This is a genomic window from Puniceibacterium sp. IMCC21224, from assembly GCF_001038505.1.
In the GTDB taxonomy this organism is placed as follows: Bacteria; Pseudomonadota; Alphaproteobacteria; order Rhodobacterales; family Rhodobacteraceae; genus Puniceibacterium.
Genome location: NZ_LDPY01000004.1, coordinates 146799 through 162312 on the forward strand (window position 1 = coordinate 146799; position 15514 = coordinate 162312).

At 60.6% G+C, this 15514-nt stretch carries 16 protein-coding genes; 2 read left to right on the forward strand and 14 right to left on the reverse strand.

Annotated features, from left to right (window positions below):
* Window positions 1-83 precede the first annotated feature (83 nt).
* The 10 genes from IMCC21224_RS23720 to IMCC21224_RS23765 form a co-directional block, all read right to left on the reverse strand.
* Window positions 84-1280, reverse strand: a complete 1197-nt coding sequence (locus tag IMCC21224_RS23720) for a phenylacetate--CoA ligase family protein (RefSeq protein ID WP_231582207.1) — start codon at window positions 1278-1280, stop codon at window positions 84-86.
* Window positions 1281-1307: 27 nt separating this feature from the next.
* Entirely contained in the window at window positions 1308-2117 is an 810-nt protein-coding gene (locus tag IMCC21224_RS23725; RefSeq protein ID WP_047998057.1) for an enoyl-CoA hydratase/isomerase family protein, read from the reverse strand.
* Window positions 2118-2145: 28 nt separating this feature from the next.
* Window positions 2146-3297: an acyl-CoA dehydrogenase family protein gene (locus tag IMCC21224_RS23730; protein WP_047998058.1), complete on the reverse strand. Its 1152-nt coding sequence runs from the start codon at window positions 3295-3297 to the stop codon at window positions 2146-2148.
* Window positions 3294-4421, reverse strand: coding sequence for an acyl-CoA dehydrogenase family protein (locus tag IMCC21224_RS23735; protein WP_047998059.1), 1128 nt, complete (start codon window positions 4419-4421; stop codon window positions 3294-3296). Before IMCC21224_RS23735 ends, IMCC21224_RS23730 begins: the two co-directional genes overlap by 4 nt.
* Window positions 4408-4857, reverse strand: coding sequence for a MaoC/PaaZ C-terminal domain-containing protein (locus IMCC21224_RS23740; RefSeq protein ID WP_047998060.1), 450 nt, complete (start codon window positions 4855-4857; stop codon window positions 4408-4410). Before IMCC21224_RS23740 ends, IMCC21224_RS23735 begins: the two co-directional genes overlap by 14 nt.
* Window positions 4854-5573 (reverse strand): transglutaminase family protein, encoded by a 720-nt coding sequence (locus IMCC21224_RS23745; protein ID WP_047998061.1) that lies wholly within the window; start codon window positions 5571-5573, stop codon window positions 4854-4856. Before IMCC21224_RS23745 ends, IMCC21224_RS23740 begins: the two co-directional genes overlap by 4 nt.
* A 66-nt stretch (window positions 5574-5639) precedes the next feature.
* Window positions 5640-6776 carry a CaiB/BaiF CoA-transferase family protein gene (locus IMCC21224_RS23750; RefSeq protein WP_047998062.1) on the reverse strand — a complete coding sequence of 379 codons (1137 nt, stop codon included), beginning with the start codon at window positions 6774-6776 and terminating at the stop codon, window positions 5640-5642.
* A gap of 10 nt (window positions 6777-6786) precedes the next feature.
* Entirely contained in the window at window positions 6787-7644 is an 858-nt protein-coding gene (locus IMCC21224_RS23755) for a MaoC/PaaZ C-terminal domain-containing protein (RefSeq protein WP_197089319.1), read from the reverse strand.
* Window positions 7645-7667: 23 nt separating this feature from the next.
* Entirely contained in the window at window positions 7668-8819 is a 1152-nt protein-coding gene (locus tag IMCC21224_RS23760; RefSeq protein ID WP_047998063.1) for a thiolase, read from the reverse strand.
* 3 nt (window positions 8820-8822) lie between these two features.
* Window positions 8823-9206 (reverse strand): Zn-ribbon domain-containing OB-fold protein, encoded by a 384-nt coding sequence (locus tag IMCC21224_RS23765; protein WP_047998064.1) that lies wholly within the window; start codon window positions 9204-9206, stop codon window positions 8823-8825.
* Window positions 9207-9302: 96 nt separating this feature from the next.
* On the opposite strand from IMCC21224_RS23765, the gene IMCC21224_RS23770 reads away from it, so the two are divergent.
* Both IMCC21224_RS23770 and IMCC21224_RS23775 read left to right on the forward strand, forming a co-directional pair.
* Entirely contained in the window at window positions 9303-10469 is a 1167-nt protein-coding gene (locus tag IMCC21224_RS23770) for a CaiB/BaiF CoA-transferase family protein (protein WP_047998065.1), read from the forward strand.
* Window positions 10466-11632 (forward strand): CaiB/BaiF CoA-transferase family protein, encoded by a 1167-nt coding sequence (locus IMCC21224_RS23775; RefSeq protein ID WP_047998066.1) that lies wholly within the window; start codon window positions 10466-10468, stop codon window positions 11630-11632. Before IMCC21224_RS23770 ends, IMCC21224_RS23775 begins: the two co-directional genes overlap by 4 nt.
* Window positions 11633-11647: 15 nt before the next feature.
* Here the strand turns inward: IMCC21224_RS23775 and IMCC21224_RS23780 are convergent, their stop codons facing one another.
* The 4 genes from IMCC21224_RS23780 to IMCC21224_RS23795 form a co-directional block, all read right to left on the reverse strand.
* Entirely contained in the window at window positions 11648-12805 is a 1158-nt protein-coding gene (locus tag IMCC21224_RS23780) for an acyl-CoA dehydrogenase family protein (RefSeq protein ID WP_047998067.1), read from the reverse strand.
* Window positions 12806-12998: 193 nt separating this feature from the next.
* Window positions 12999-13928: an electron transfer flavoprotein subunit alpha/FixB family protein gene (locus tag IMCC21224_RS23785; RefSeq protein ID WP_047998068.1), complete on the reverse strand. Its 930-nt coding sequence runs from the start codon at window positions 13926-13928 to the stop codon at window positions 12999-13001.
* Window positions 13928-14686: an electron transfer flavoprotein subunit beta/FixA family protein gene (locus IMCC21224_RS23790; RefSeq protein WP_047998069.1), complete on the reverse strand. Its 759-nt coding sequence runs from the start codon at window positions 14684-14686 to the stop codon at window positions 13928-13930. Before IMCC21224_RS23790 ends, IMCC21224_RS23785 begins: the two co-directional genes overlap by 1 nt.
* A gap of 43 nt (window positions 14687-14729) precedes the next feature.
* On the reverse strand, window positions 14730-15512 hold the full coding sequence (locus tag IMCC21224_RS23795; protein ID WP_047998070.1) for an enoyl-CoA hydratase/isomerase family protein: 783 nt from the start codon (window positions 15510-15512) through the stop codon (window positions 14730-14732).
* Between the last annotated feature and the right edge of the window lie 2 nt (window positions 15513-15514).

Here is a 15514-nt window from a genome sequence, read left to right on the forward strand (position 1 = left end):
TCGGTCAAGACAGTCATATCAGCCGGATTTGGTCGGCCGCCTTGCGATCTGCCCGGAAAATCAGCGCGGTCCGGGTCCGCGCCTCATCCGTCCTTGTCGTTGACGATCAGATCGGCATTCTCCGGCAACTCCGGCACCACGCTCACCGCGTCGGCGCGGATCCTGGAATGCGACTTGAAGGCCTCGGCAGCGGCGATGATTGCGGCCGAGGCATCGGCACCGTCTTCCAGCACAAGCGAGATGCGGATCATGTCGCGATCGTTCTCGCGCGTTACCACGGCCTGCGCGGCCTTTGCGCCCGGCGTACCGATGACAACTTCTTCGATCACGCGCGGATAAACGAAAATCTCGCGCACTTTGACCGCTGCGCCGACTCGGCCCTGCAGTGCAGAAATTCGGCTGACGGTGCCATCCGCGTTGCTCCCCAGCGCAAAGGCGCTGTCTCCGGTGCCAAACCGAATCATCGGCCAGGTGGCATCGCGCGCGGTCACAACAACCTCACCCGGTTCCCCGTGAGCGACCTGTTCTCCACTGATCGGATCGCAGATTTGCACCACGCGGTCGGGATGAACCACATAGCCGTCGCCGCCATCCTCATAGCCGACAAGGCCCAAATCCGCAGTGGCATAGGCAGCCCAGGTCGACACGCCATAGTCTGCCTCGATCCGGCGGCGCTTGGCCATCCAGTCGCCCATCTCACCACCGAGGAAGGCCGTTTTCACCTTCCAAGCGTCGCGGCCATAGGTTTCGATCACCTTGTCCGCCAGCGTCAGGAAAAACGCGGTGGATGCGCAGATCGAAGTGACGCCGGTTTCGACGATGATCTGCGCCTGAAGCTCGGTATTGCCGACGCCGCTGGGAATTACGGTGGCCCCGGCGGCCTGTGCCGCTTCGTCGAACAAAAGCCCCGCCGGCACGAGGTGATACATCCAGGTGTTCAGAATGATGTCGCCCGCACCCACGCTGGCCGATCTGAATAGAAGGTCCAAGCCGTGGCCACCGCCGCCCGAAAGCGACGGCTCGAAGATCGGGCCGGGCGACACGTAGATCCGGCCGACATCCTTTAGATCGGCAGCGAGAAACCCGCCGAAGGGCGGATTGGCGCGCTGGAGCTTGAGAAGCTCTTCCTTCTTCATCACCGGCAGCCGTGACAGATCTGCCAAGGACCTGACGGCCGCCGGATCGAATCCGGCAGCCGCAAATCGTGATTTCAGCCCAGATGCCCTTTCGGCTGCGGCGGCATAGGCTTGAGCTATGTCCTTATAGATGTCTTCAGACATGATCATGCCTCCCTGTTCAGTCGTGGCTTAAAGCGGGCAGTCCTTGCGGAAGTTCGGCGCGCGCTTCTCGCGATGCGACAGTACCCCTTCCTTGACGTCTTCGCCCATGAACCCGAGCATTTCAAGCGCAGTCGAGGCATCGAAGATCGGGCCAGCCTGGCGCAGCCAGTTGTTCAGCGAATATTTGGTCCAGCGGATCGCGCTTTGCGAGCCGTTGGCGAGCTCGACGGCCGTATCCAAAGCGATTTGCTGCAACTCGTCATCTTCGACGCACATTGACACTAGGCCGATGCGCTCGGCCTCTTCGCCCGAAACCGGCTTACAAGTCATCAAATAGTATTTCGCCTTGGCCATCGAGGTCAGCAATGGCCAGATGATTGCCGCGACATCGCCAGCGGCAACGCCCAGACGCGGGTGACCATCGACGATCTTGGCCTTCTTACCGGCGATCGAGATGTCGGCTAGGATGGCCACCACAAGGCCGGCACCGGCGGCAGGGCCGTTGATGGCGGAAATAATCGGCTTGTTACAGTTGATGATGTTGTAGACGAGGTCTTTGGCCTCTTTCCACGTCTTCATGATCTCGTACGAATTGCCGATCATGTTTTCGATCAGGCTGAAATCGCCGCCGGCCGAGAATGCCTTGCCCGCGCCGGTGACTATGACCGCATTGATGTCGGGGTCACGATCGATATCGATCCACATATCTGTCATCTGAGTGTGGGTTTCCGCATCTACGGAATTGAAGGTCTCAGGGCGGTCGAACGTGATGCGCAGGACGCGATCAGCCGGGTAGTCGAATTTCATCTTGTGATATTTTGCGTAACGATCGGACATGGTTCTTTTCCTCCTCAGGGTATTAGGTTCAGTCAGGCAATCCGAGAACGGCCTTGGACAGGATGTTTCGCTGGATCTCGTTCGACCCTCCATAGATCGTCGTCGGTCTGGCCTTGTAGAAACTCGCAAGGACATCGACGCTTACATTGCCGACCTGAAGCGGGCCGACGGTGCCGCCATCGGGTCCGGCTGCCTCGATCATCAGCTCGGTGATGCGCTGAAAGCACTCGGTCACCCAGATCTTGAGCATCGAGACATCGGCGCCCAGCGTTTCGCCGCGCTTCAGTTGGTCGGCGAAACGGGAGTAAAGCGCCGCGTGATCCTCGACATCAAGCGCGGCTTGCGCAAAGCGGTCGCGGAACACTGGATCGTCAAAAGCGCCACGGCCCCGTGCGAAGCTCTCAAGCTGCCCCAACGCGTTCTGGGCCAGGCTGGGCGAGCCGATGAAGATGCGCTCGAAGCTCAGGAGCGCCTTGGCCATGGTCCAGCCCTTGTTCAACTCGCCCACGAGGTTTTCGCGGGGTGTACGGGCATTGTCGAAGAAAACCTCGCAAAATTCCGTTTCCCCCGAAAGCGTGGTGATCGTGCGCACCTCGACACCGGGTTGATCCATCGGCGCAAGGACAAAGCTGATTCCCTGTTGTTTTTTGGGCGCGTCCGGATCGGTGCGGACCAGCATGAAGATGTGCGTGGCGTCATGCGCCATCGTGGTCCAGATCTTCTGTCCGTTTATGACAAAGTCGTCGCCGTCAATCTCTGCGCGTGTGCGCAGGTTGGCCAGATCGGACCCGGCACCGGGTTCCGAATACCCCTGGCACCAGATGTCTTCGCAACTGAGGATTCGCGGCAGCCAATAGTTTTTTTGTTTCTGAGTGCCGAACTTGATGATCAGGGGGCCGACCATCTGCACACCCATGTCTCGACCACGATTGACACCCCAGCGCTGCTGCTCTTCGTAGAAGATCAGCAGCTTGGCGGCATTCAGCCCCATACCGCCGTATTCCGCGGGCCAGGCCGGCGCAACCCATCCCTTGGTGTGCAGCTTGCGATGCCAATGTTCAATCTCGGCGAACTTGGGGCGGTGCGGCAGATGGCGCAGCTCTTCGGGGTACTCGGCCTCGAGGAACCCGCGCACCTCTTTGCGGAATTCCGCATCGCTCATTGCGTTCCAGTCGGTCATTGTGCGGCCCCCTCTTCTTCGCGCGCGTCAAACCAGATCCGACGGTGATAGGCGTCGTCGCCCAGCCAGGCCGACAGCACCAGCGCCCGGTTCAGATAAAGCCCGATATCGAATTCATCGGTGTAGCCGACCGCGCCGTGCAGCTGGATGGCGTCGCGGGTGACTTTCCTGGCGGCCGTGACCGCCCGTGCCTTGGCCCGGCTGGCCAGACGTGCGCGGATACTTGCGTCCGTTTCGCCATCCATCCGCATCAGAACTTCGCGCACTGCGGCCTGCGCGACCTCGCACATCACGTTCAGGTCGACGGCGCGGTGCTGGATGACCTGGAAGGATCCGATCGGCTTGTCGAACTGCTCGCGCGTCTTGATGTAGTCGAGCGTAATCTCGAAGGCGCGCTGGCTCAGGCCGACAAGCTCGGCTGCGGCAAGCGCCGTTGCGTCGGCCACAGCCTCGGACAGCGCTCCCTGAACCGCGGCACCGCAGGCCAGCTCCGCAGCCGGCGTTCCTGAAAAGGAAAGCTCGCCCAAGGAACTGCCATCGGCCTGCGCCCGCCTGGTCGTAACAAGCCCATCCGCGCTGGCCTCGGCCAGAACTAGAACCGGGCCACCATCTGCTTCGGCTACAACAAGGAAATCCTGCGTTCCTCCCGCGCCAACCACCCAGGCCTTGCCGCCGGTCAGCTTTCCGTCCGCATACCGGCAAGTCGCATCAGCGGAAGCGCCGCCCGGACCACGTTCCTGCCAGGCAACCGCCAGCGATGCCTCGCCGCCGATAAGCTGTTCCAGCTTCGGATGCTCCGGGCAAAGGCGGCGCAGAAGGCCTAGGCCAAGACCAATCGTCGCCACGACCGGTTCCGGGGCGATCACGCGGCCGACCTCTTCGGCGATAACGCCACCGGCAGCCAGGCCCATGCCAAGCCCCCCCTGTTCTTCGGGCACGGCCACGCCAAAAACACCGGCTTCGCCCAATTCCCGGACCATATCCGGGTCAAATTCGCCCCCGGCATCGCGGAGCTTTCGCGACCGTCCACTTCCGCCCGCGCGGTCAAACAGCGTGCGCGCGCTTTCGCGCAGCAGGCGAAGGTCTTCTTCTTGTTCGCTGGATTGCATATCAACCTGTGTCATTTCGTTTTCGCTTCATCATCAATGGGACGTCAGCTGAAAGAACCACCTCGCCCTTGGGGTTCCTGACGCTGAGCGTATAGTGCAAAACACCTCGATCGGGCTTGCTTTTGGACGGCGTGACCGAGTTGATAGTCATTTCGATATCGAGGGGTTCATCCGGGCGGACAGGCAGCAGCCAGCGCAGATTCTCGAAGCCCATGCCGCCGATATTGGCCACCTCGACCATCAATTCCGTCACGACAGGTTTGAACACCTCAAGCACGGTCTGAAATCCCGAGGCGATCAGGCTGCCATGTATCGCGGTCGCATAGTCTTCGTCGGTGTGCAGCCGTTGCGGGTCCCACTCCTGGGCAAAGGCCTTTATGGACTGTGCGCTCATCGGGGCGCTGCGAAAGTGAAAGACTTGGCCCGACTCGAAATCGTCAAGATATTTCAAGCGGCCCCCTCCTTTGCGAAACCGGAATCATACCCGCTCGAATCTTTGGAGATTCTCACCCGGTTGAACTCTTCCAGTTTCGGGTAGGTTTCCTTGAAGGCCGTCAGGAATTCCGCCATCGGCGCATCGACATAAAGACCCCGGTCGTTCACATATTCCATGTGGCGCTGGTCCTGCTCGTCGAATTCGTGGAAAAGAGCATCATGATAGCCGTCAAAGACCAGAGGCTTGACCCCGAATCTTTCACACAGCTCTATGTTGAAAGCGGGTGTGACCTTATAGGATTCACCACCCAGCCAAAGTTGAACATAACCGTGATAGATAAAGAGATCGGTCCCCATCAGCTCCTGCAGCTTGGGAGTATTCAGGTGGTTGCGCACGTCCGCGAATCCCAAAGCGGCGGGGATACCGACGGCGCGCAGACAGGCGGCAAGTAGGATTGCCTTGGGGACGCAGAAGGCTGCCTCCGCCCCGGCGATCCGGCTGGCACGATAAGAATCTTCATCCAGCGCAAAACAATACGGGTCGTAACGGATATCGTCGCGAACCGCTTCGAACAGGCGGATCGCCTTATCTCGATTGGTCGCGTCCACAGGAAGATCGCGCAAAGCCGATGTGATGAAACCCTGCACTTCGAGGCTGTCGCTCTCGACAAAGTGCGCGGGCAAGACAAAGCGCGCAGCTTCTGTCGGCAGGTCGTCATGGGGTTGGGCCATTGGATCTGTCCATTTTTTTCTAACAAATGTTAGAATACAATCTGAAAACCTGCGGGTCAACGAGATTTATTCTGTTTTTCGCAAGTCCTGGCCAAAGCGGGTATTGTCTTCCCCCAAAGCCGCAGCACGGCCGGCCGAAGTTGCCGCACAACGGAATTCCGGAGCAATTGGCAGCGGCAGCGCCGGTACCTCCCGACCAGAAATGTTCAGCTTCCGCGCGAATACGCCGCGTGCGATAAAATGCGGATCGGCCGCAGCTTCGGCTGGCGTTTTCACGACGGAACAGCAACAGTCCGCCGCGGCCAACAAAGACTCCCAATGGGTCGAGGGCTGGTCGCCCAGACGGCGCGCCACTTCCGCAACACTGGCATTGGGGTCGGACCAGTCATCACGAAGCTCCTGCGGCAGGCCGATGACATCGCAGAACCTCTGCCAGAACTTTTCCTCGATCGCCCCGACGGCGATCTGACGGCCGTCCGCCGCGGTATAGAGACGATAGCGCGCTAGGCCGCCGGTCAGACGGCTGCTGCCGCTTGCGATGTCATTGCCGGCGATCACGCCATCTGCATGGGCCCAGTAGGCAAAGGCAAACGCCCCCTCAGACATGGCGACATCAAGATGCGTCCCCTGACCGCTTGCCTGCCGCGCAATCAGGGCCAGCAGGATATTCACCACCGCCGGATAGGTTCCGCCCCCGATATCAGCGACCAACCCGAAGGGCATGGTTGGCTGCTGATCCGGTCCCCGGCTCAGCGACAGGATCCCCGAATCGCCCACATAATTGAGATCGTGCCCGGCAGTCGAAGCCTTCGGGCCGGTCTGTCCATAGCCGGTGATCGAACAATAGATGAGACCGGGATTGATCTCGCGCACGGCCTCGTATCCCAGACCGAGCCGGTCCATCACTCCGGGGCGAAATTGCTCTACCAGAACATCGGCCTTTTCAAGCAAAGGGCGCAGAACATTCATTGCGCCCTTTGACTTGAGGTCGATAGCCACTGACCGCTTGCCGTGATTCAAAACAGCGAAGCCAATGCTCTCCCCGTCTATTTTTGGCGCGGTCAGGCGTGCGTCTTCACCCGTGCCCGGGCGCTCGAACTTGATAACCTCGGCCCCGGCTTCGGATAACATGAGCGTGGCCATCGGGCCGGGAAGAAGGGTGCTGAAATCCAGCACCAAGATATCCTTGAGCGGCTGTGTCATCCTCCCTCCCTCACGCGAAACGCGCAGCCCCATTGTTTAGAACCACCACGTCGCGGGCCGGGATCGAAGCGCGGAACCGGGCCTCGCCACCCTCTTCCCAGATCTCAAACCGCACGGTCTCGCCGGGATAGACCGGGGCGGAAAACCGCACGTCCAGCCCGACAAGCCGGGCGGCGTCATAATCGAGCAGCGATTTGAGGATCGCCCGCGCCGCCAGACCATAGGTCGCAAGGCCGTGCAGGATCGGGCGGTCGAACCCGACCGAACGCGCCACATCCGGGTCGGCATGAAGCGGGTTCATGTCACCGCTAAGGCGGTAAACCAGCGCCTGGCGCGGCAGTGTTTCGATATCGCAGACATGATCGGGCGCGCGGTCGGGCAAGGCCGCCGGGGCCGGGCCGGGCCTGTTTTCGCCACCGAACCCACCATCGCCACGGCAGAAGGCCGACATCGCCACGCGAGCCAGCTTTTCGCCGCTATCGGCATTGATGATGTCGCGGCTCTGGTAGATGACGGCACCTTTGCCCTCGCCCTTGTCGGAAATAAAGTCGATCCGGCTGCGGCCGATGATGTTGCCGTTCACCGGCAGCGGCTTGTAGATGTCTAGCCATTGTTCACCATGCAGCACCTTCTGCCAGTTCACGCCGGTCTTGGGGTCGCGCAGCCAGAAGCCCGGGTACCCCATCGTGACCGCCATTGAGGGAACCGCCCTCAGCCCAGCTTCATAGACAAAGGCCAACTCTTTCCTGTCGGTCGGATCCTCGCCAAACCCGAGGCCGAGCGCATAAAGGATCGTATCCCGCTCGGTCAGTGTCTGCTCGATCTCTTCGAAGTCCCAGTTCGATAGCGCGTCGAAATCCAATGGCATGATCTTTCCTCCCTGGTTTGTTCTTAGAGGGTGTTTTGCGAACCCAAGATTGCCGTGACCTGACTGGACAGCACACCGCCGTTCCCATGGGCCAGCGCCAGGTCGACATCCCTCAACTGAATGCCGGGCGCATCGCCACGGATCTGCCGCGCCGCCTCGATCACGGTGAAAATGCCATACATGCCGGGATGCACACAGGACAAACCCCCGCCATTGGTATTCACCGGCAAGACCCCGCCCGGCGCGATGCGCCCGCCCTCGACAAAGGCACCGCCCTCGCCCTTGGCACAAAAGCCGAGATCTTCCAGAAATAGGATCGTATTGATGGTGAACGCATCGTAAAGCTCGACCGCCTGAATGTCCGAAGGCGACACGCCCGCCGCGGCAAAGGCGCGTGCGCCCGACTCGCGGGCGGCGGTCACGGTGAAATCCTTCATCTGCGATATTTGCCGGTGCGAGCTTTCCGCCGCGCTGCCCAAAACGTAAACCGGGGCCTTAGGGAAGTCCCTGGCACGGTCGGCGCGAACCATCACGATCGCCCCGCCGCCATCGGTGACAAGACAACAATCGCGCACAGTCAACGGATCGCCCACCATACGCGCGCCCAAAACATCCGCGCGGCTGAGCGGGCCGCGCTCGAATGCCTCGGGGTTGTGCTGCGCCCAGGCCCGCGCGGCCACGGCCACATCGGCCAGCTGTTCGCGGGTGGTGCCAAATTCATGCATGTGCCGTGCCGCCGCCATCGCATAGGCGGAAATCGGATATCGCGGATTATAGGGCGCCTCATAGGCGGGCGGGCGCGAGGCCGTCACCAGCCTGCCCGACGCGGTGCGCTGGTTGGAGCCATAAACAATCAGCGCCACATCACACAGGCCAGCCTCCAGCGCCATTGTGGCGGAGGTCAGGTAATTCACGAAGGACGACCCGCCCGTCATGGTGCCGTCGATGAACCTGGGCTGAATGCCCAGATATTCGGCCGCCATAAGGGCAGGCATGCTGTCTTCCATCATGGTGCAGAACAGACCGTCCACATCGGACAGCTTCAGCCCCGCATCGCCAAGTGCCGCAAGCGCGGATTGCGCCATGACATCATAGGCCGTCAGCCCATGCGCCTCGCCGAAACCCGCGTGCCCGGTTCCCACAATGGCGGATTTTCCCCGAAGTTTGGTGGTCATGGCCTATACCTCCGCCGGTTTGAACAACACGGCCGGTTGGCCCTCGGCCCCGCCCACGAAGGCGGTCACGGCCATGTCGATGACAATGTCACCGGGGGCAATGCCCTCGACCCGGCTCATCATCCGAACGCCTTCCTCCAGTTCCACCACGCACACGTTATAGTCGCCGCCGCGCTCGGGCTTCTGACGCACGACAGTGGTGGTGTGGACCCGGCCCTTGCCGCTGGCGGGATGCCAAGAGATCGCGGTCCCATGGCAGTGCGGACACAGGACCCTTGGAAAGAAATGATAGGCTCCGCAATCATCGCACCTGGGCAGCATGATCTCCCCGTTTGTCAGCGCGCGTTGGAATATCTGGTCTGGTCCTGTGGCGTCCGGCACCGGCATTCTCCTCAAATGGCCCATTCCTGGTTAATCGTATTGATAATGTTTCTAACACCTGTTAGATTCTGTCAAGCTCCTAGGATCACGTGAGAGAACGCCATGTCAGATTCAAGTTCAGCCCCCCTTTCCGGCAAGCTCGTCATCGCGCTCGAACAGGCGGTGGCGGCGCCCTTTTGCTCTTCGCGGCTTGCCGATGCCGGTGCGCGGGTGATCAAGGTCGAACGCAAGGGCGTGGGCGATTTCGCGCGCGCCTATGATACTGCCGCCAACGGCGAAGGCGCCTATTTTACATGGCTAAACCGGGGCAAGGAATCGGTCGCACTGGATATCAAAGCAGCAGAAGATCGCGATATCCTGCTGAAAATGCTGGAAAACGCGGATGTGTTCATTCAAAATCTTTTGCCGGGCGCCCTGGCAAAGCTGGGTCTGGATTCCGCGAGTCTGCGAGAGAGGTTCCCGCGTCTCGTGACTTGCGACATCACCGGATACGGCGAAGACGGCCCGATGCGCAACGCCAAGGCCTATGACCTTCTGGTGCAATGCGAAAGCGGCCTGGCATCGGTGACCGGCACGCCGGACGGGCCGGGGCGGGTTGGCGTGTCGATCTGCGACATCGCCACGGGCATGACAGCCCATGCCGGGATCTGCGAAGCGCTGATCGGGCGTGAGCGCACCGGCAAAGGTAGCGGCGTTTCGGTGGCCATGTTCGACGTGATGGCCGACTGGATGTCGGTTCCGCTGCTCTATCACGACTATCTTGGCAAACCGACGCCCCGCGTCGGTCTGAACCACACGGTGATCTGCCCCTACGGCGCCTATGAGTGCAAGGACGGTCAGCTTGTCGTCATTACCGTGCAGCACAGCGGCGAATGGCAACGGTTCTGTGAACACATACTGGGCGATGCAACTCTGGCAGCCGACCCCCGGTTTCATGACAACACGGCGCGAATTGACAACAAGCCCGCGCTCGAAGCGCTCATCAAGACCGTGTTCGCCTCGCATGACCGCGTCGAGATGCTGAAGAGGCTCGATGCTGCGGGCATTGCATTCGCGGCAGTCAACGACGTGGCCTCCCTGTCCGACCACCCCCAGCTCGACCGGTCCGTCATCAGCACGCCCTCTGGCGAAATCAACGTCCCTGCGCCCCCGATCCGGCGCAGCGCCGGAGAGACGACACTTGGCCCTTGCCCTGCTTTTGACGCGGACGGCAAAGCCATCCGCGCCGAGTTCGACCCTCGTCATAGAACAGGATACACGCATAAATGACCGCTGCGCAGAAACCCGCGATCCTTGATGGCGTGAAGATTGTCGATCTTACTTCTGTGGTTTTCGGGCCTTTGGCCACGCAAATGCTGGGCGATCTGGGGGCCGATGTGATCAAGGTGGAAAGCCCCGAGGGAGATCTTTTGCGCCAGGTCCAGCCGTCCCGCAACAAGCTGATGGGCGCCGCCTTTCTGGGTGCAAACCGCAACAAACGCAGCGTCATTCTAGACCTCAAGACGCCAAATGATCGCGATCGGCTGCGCAAGCTGCTGGCCGATGCCGATGTGATGATCTCCAGCATCCGGCCCGCGGCGCTTGCCAGATTGTCCCTTGACCCCGAAACGTTGCGCCGCGAGAATCCGAGACTGATTACGGTATCCGCCACCGGCTTTGGGCAGGACGGGCCCTATGCGGCCAAACCTGCCTTCGACGACATCGTCCAATCGGTCTCGGGGTTGGCCAGCTTGGCATCATTGCGCGATCCCGAAGCTGCGCCGGCCTATGCCCCGACGATCCTTGCCGACAAGCTTGGCGGCGTCACTGCGGCCTATGCTGTCATGGCCGCCTTGTTCCATCGTGAGCGCACGGGCGTGCCCCAGCATGTCGAAGTGCCGATGTTTGAGACGCTGACGTCGTTCCTGCTGACCGAACATATGGATGGTGCCACATTCGAGGACAACCCGCAAGATTTCGGCTATGCCCGCATGCTTGTCCCTCATCGCCGCCCGGTTCAGACTTCGGACGGGTTTATCACTATTCTGCCCTACACCAACGTTCAATGGGCACGCTTTTTCAAGGCAGTCGGGCGGGAAGACATGCTCGGCCACTTGTGGGTGACCGACATGGACACCCGCAGCCGCAACATAGGCGCGGTTTACGATATGGTGGCGCAGCTCGCGCTGACACGGACCACAAAAGAATGGCTTGCCCTGATGGAGCAGGCCGATATTCCCGCCATGCCAGTCCGAAACCTGTCAGATCTGCCCAGCGACCCCCATCTTGCCGCCACCGGTTTCTTTCAGCAGATTGCTCATCCAACGGAAGGTGCCATCTGGACAACACGCCCGCCGGTTCGATTTTCGGCAACCCCGGCGCGACACGACCACCGACCAGCCCCTCGGTTGGGCGAGCACAGCGAAGAGATCTTGGGCCCGGCCGAAGAGTAACCCCACCCGGACCGATCAGACATCCAGCGAACGAGCGATCAGTTCCTTCATGATTTCGTTGGTGCCGCCATAGATCATCTGCACCCGGCTGTCGGCGTAAAGACGCGCGATCGGGAATTCCATCATGTAACCGTATCCGCCATGCAGTTGCAGACATTCATGCATGACTTCGTTCTGCGTCTGACTGCCCCACCATTTCGCCATTGACGCGGTGGCGGCATCAAGCTCGCCAGCCTCTATTCGGGCAATGCCGTCATTGACGAAGCTACGCAGCAGTTCGGCTTTGGTCTTGCATTCCGCCAGTTTGAACCGGGTGTTCTGGAAATCCATGATCCGCTTGCCGAACGCCTTGCGATCCTGAACGTATTTTACGGTCTCATCGATCGCGAAGTCGATGAAACCAAGCGCGGTGATTCCGATCATCAATCGCTCCCAGGGCAATTGCTTCATCAGCTGATAGAACCCCTGCCCTTCCTCAGTACCTAGCAGGTTGGCTGTGGGGACGCGCACATCCTCAAAAAACAGCTCGGCCGTGTCAGAGCCCTTCATGCCAAGCTTCTTTAGGTTCCGCCCACGCCGGAATCCTTCTGCGTCCTTGGCCTCCAGAACGATCAGCGACACACCCTTGGCCCCTGCGCTTCTGTCCGTCTTGGCCACCACTACGACTATGTCGGCGGTATGACCGTTGGTTATGAAAATCTTCGACCCGTTGATCTTGTAGTGATTGCCGTCTCGTTCTGCATAGGTCTGAACGCTCTGAAGGTCCGAGCCGGTGCCCGGTTCTGTCATGGCGATAGCGGCGACGCTTTCGCCGCTAATCAACCGCGGCAGCCACTTTTTCTTTTGCTCTTCACTGCCGTAGGTGTTCAGATAGTGAATTACGATGCTCTGGATGCCGTAACCCCAGCCGGTATCTCCGGTGCGCCCTTGTTCATAGACAGTGATCGCGTCAAACCCAATACCGCCCCCGAATCCACCATACTCCTCCGCAATGGATCCGCCCATGACGCCCTGCTCGCCGACGACCTTCCAGAACTCTCGGTCGACGATGCCTTGTGACGCCAATTTGTCGACATTTGGCGCCATCTCGGCATCAAAAAGTTTGCGGGTACTCTCCGCGAACATCTTGTGTTCATCGGAAACCCAGTTTGGGGAGTTCTTGATCAGAGACATGTTTTTTTCCTACAAAGGCGACTTGATCTGTTGAAATCTATCAGGTGTCTTGTCTTGAAAATGAGGAGGAACAGGTTCAAGCGATGCGTCAGATTAAGCAAATATCCTCCCAAGAGCCGGTTCCCCTACTGGTTGCTCCCGTTCATGATAAGCTCCGCGCAAGGCGGACCTTTCAAACGCTGTGCGCCCCGAATCAACTGAGTTTCTCGATCAATTCCGGCACCGCGGTGAAAAGATCCGCGACAAGGCCGTAGTCGGCAACCTGGAAGATCGGGGCTTCTTCGTCCTTGTTGATGGCGACGATGATCTTGCTGTCTTTCATACCGGCCAGATGCTGGATCGCGCCAGAGATGCCCACCGCGACATAAAGATCGGGGGCTACAACCTTGCCGGTTTGCCCGACCTGCCAGTCGTTGGGGGCGTAGCCCGAGTCAACGGCGGCACGGGATGCGCCGACGGCGGCACCCAGCTTGTCGGCCAGTTTCTCGATCAGGGCGAAGTCAGCTTCCGAGCCGACACCGCGCCCGCCCGACACGACCACGCCTGCGCTGGTCAGTTCGGGGCGGTCCGAGGCGGCTACCTTGTCCTCGACCCATTCGGACAGGCCGGGGTTTTCGCCCGTGGCAATCGCCTCGACCGAGGCAGAGCCGCCCATCGGGGCCAGATCGAAGGTCGAGGTGCGGATCGTTATCACCTTGACGCCATCGGTGGATTTCACCGTCTGGATCGCGTTGCCGGCATAGATCGGACGTTCGAACGTGTCCGCATCGACTACGCCCACCACGTCGGACAGGATCATCACGTCCAGCAGGGCGGCGACGCGCGGCATAATGTTCTTCGCATCCGTGGTAGAGGGGGCCACGATGTGCGAATAATTGCCCGCAAGGCTGACGATCAGGGCGGCCACGGGTTCGGCCAGGCGGTGCCCGTAGAGCGCGTCTTCGGCGACCAGCACCTTGGAGACGCCTTCGATCTTGGCGGCCTCATCCGCTGCGGCCTTGGCCGAGGCGCCGGTGCAGAGCACGGTCATATCGCCCAGTTGCTTGGCCGCGGTCACGGCCTTGGCGGTGGCATCCACTGCCAGCGTGCCATCGGTTACTTCACCAATCAGAAGAACAGCCATCACACAGCCCCCGCTTCCTTGAGTTTCGCCACAAGCTCGTCAACCGAGCCCACCTTGATGCCCGCCGCGCGCGCCGCCGGTTCCGAGGTCTTGACCACGGTCAGGCGCGGGGTGACATCGACGCCGTAATCGGCGGCGGTCTTTTCATCGAGCGGCTTTTTCTTGGCCTTCATGATGTTCGGCAGCGACGCGTAGCGCGGCTCGTTCAGGCGCAGGTCGGCGGTCACGATCGTGGGCAGTTTGACCTTGATCGTCTGCAGACCGCCATCCACTTCGCGGGTGACCAGCGCGTGATCGCCCTGAATGTCCAGATGCGAGGCGAAGGCGGCTTGGCTCCAGCCCAGCAGGGCAGATAGCATCTGGCCGGTGGCGTTCATGTCGTTGTCGATGGCCTGTTTACCCGCGATCACCAGACCGGGGTTTTCCTCGGCGATGACGGCTTTCAGGATCTTGGCCACGGCCAGCGGTTCGATGTCGTTGTGAACATCGTCCGTAGCCACGACCAGAATGGCGCGGTCGGCGCCCATGGCCAGCGCGGTCCGCAGGGTTTCCTGCGCTTGCTTGACGCCGATGGAAACCACCACGACCTCATCAGCCTTTCCCGCTTCCTTCAACCGGATCGCCTCTTCCACCGCGATCTCGTCGAAAGGGTTCATGGACATTTTGACATTGGCGAGATCGACACCGCTTCCGTCCGCCTTGACGCGGACCTTCACGTTGTAGTCGATCACACGTTTGACAGGCACGAGTACCTTCATTGGCGTGGTCTCCCTTGAGTTCTTCGATATGGTTTCGACCGACTTATCGGTCTGTGAATTGGGGTTTGCGCTTCTCCGAAAACGCTTTCATAGCTTCGGGAAAGTCATGCGCGCACAGCAGAACACTTTGGCAGTCACGCTCGATGTCCAGAGCCTCAAGATAACTACATTCCGCCGACGCGCGCATCACACGCTTGGCGGTTTGAACGCCGAACATCGGATGCTGTGCAATCTCGCGCGCGATCTCAAGCGCGCGGGCCTCGACCTGTCCGGCCGGCACACATTCCTCGACGACGCGCAGGTCGCGGGCGGTGCGCCCGTCGATCTCGCGCCCCGTGAGAACAAGCATCCGCGCCACGCCCGCGCCGGCGCGTTGCTGAAGAAGCCAGCTCGACCCGGTGTCAGGGCAGCCGCCGACACGGGCAAAAACCTCGCACAGCCGGGCATCTTCGGCCGCTACGACGATATCCGCCGACAGGGCCAGGCTCAGGCCGGCACCGAAGGCGACACCGCAGACGGCGGAGATCAGGGGTTTCCGAAAGAGATACGCGGCGCGCCCGCCATCATGAACCTTGTCCACCATTTCCGATGTGGCTCTCGCGCCTTTGGCAATCTCAGACTGAAAGCCGACCAGATCCCCACCGCTGCTGAAATGATCGCCACCGGTCATGACAACTGCGCGTAGCGTGTCGTCCCGCTCCGCCTGCCGCAGGCATGTTACGAGATCCTCGACAAACCCGATGCTGTAGGGGTTACGTTTCCCGGGCTGGGTAAAGCGTAGGATGCCGATGGGGCCGTCCCGGTCTAGGCGCATCAACTCGGTCATGC

Coding starts and splice junctions, on each gene's coding strand:
- IMCC21224_RS23745 (WP_047998061.1), bottom strand. CDS start 5,573: ATGGCCCAACCCCATGACGACCTGCCGACAGAAGCTGCGCGCTTTGTC.
- IMCC21224_RS23735 (WP_047998059.1), bottom strand. CDS start 4,421: ATGACACAGGTTGATATGCAATCCAGCGAACAAGAAGAAGACCTTCGC.
- IMCC21224_RS23750 (WP_047998062.1), bottom strand. CDS start 6,776: ATGACACAGCCGCTCAAGGATATCTTGGTGCTGGATTTCAGCACCCTT.
- IMCC21224_RS23795 (WP_047998070.1), bottom strand. CDS start 15,512: ATGACCGAGTTGATGCGCCTAGACCGGGACGGCCCCATCGGCATCCTA.
- IMCC21224_RS23780 (WP_047998067.1), bottom strand. CDS start 12,805: ATGTCTCTGATCAAGAACTCCCCAAACTGGGTTTCCGATGAACACAAG.
- IMCC21224_RS23760 (WP_047998063.1), bottom strand. CDS start 8,819: ATGACCACCAAACTTCGGGGAAAATCCGCCATTGTGGGAACCGGGCAC.
- IMCC21224_RS23775 (WP_047998066.1), top strand. CDS start 10,466: ATGACCGCTGCGCAGAAACCCGCGATCCTTGATGGCGTGAAGATTGTC.
- IMCC21224_RS23770 (WP_047998065.1), top strand. CDS start 9,303: ATGTCAGATTCAAGTTCAGCCCCCCTTTCCGGCAAGCTCGTCATCGCG.
- IMCC21224_RS23790 (WP_047998069.1), bottom strand. CDS start 14,686: ATGAAGGTACTCGTGCCTGTCAAACGTGTGATCGACTACAACGTGAAG.
- IMCC21224_RS23725 (WP_047998057.1), bottom strand. CDS start 2,117: ATGTCCGATCGTTACGCAAAATATCACAAGATGAAATTCGACTACCCG.
- IMCC21224_RS23730 (WP_047998058.1), bottom strand. CDS start 3,297: ATGACCGACTGGAACGCAATGAGCGATGCGGAATTCCGCAAAGAGGTG.
- IMCC21224_RS23785 (WP_047998068.1), bottom strand. CDS start 13,928: ATGGCTGTTCTTCTGATTGGTGAAGTAACCGATGGCACGCTGGCAGTG.
- IMCC21224_RS23765 (WP_047998064.1), bottom strand. CDS start 9,206: ATGCCGGTGCCGGACGCCACAGGACCAGACCAGATATTCCAACGCGCG.
- IMCC21224_RS23720 (WP_231582207.1), bottom strand. CDS start 1,280: ATGTCTGAAGACATCTATAAGGACATAGCTCAAGCCTATGCCGCCGCA.
- IMCC21224_RS23755 (WP_197089319.1), bottom strand. CDS start 7,644: ATGCCATTGGATTTCGACGCGCTATCGAACTGGGACTTCGAAGAGATC.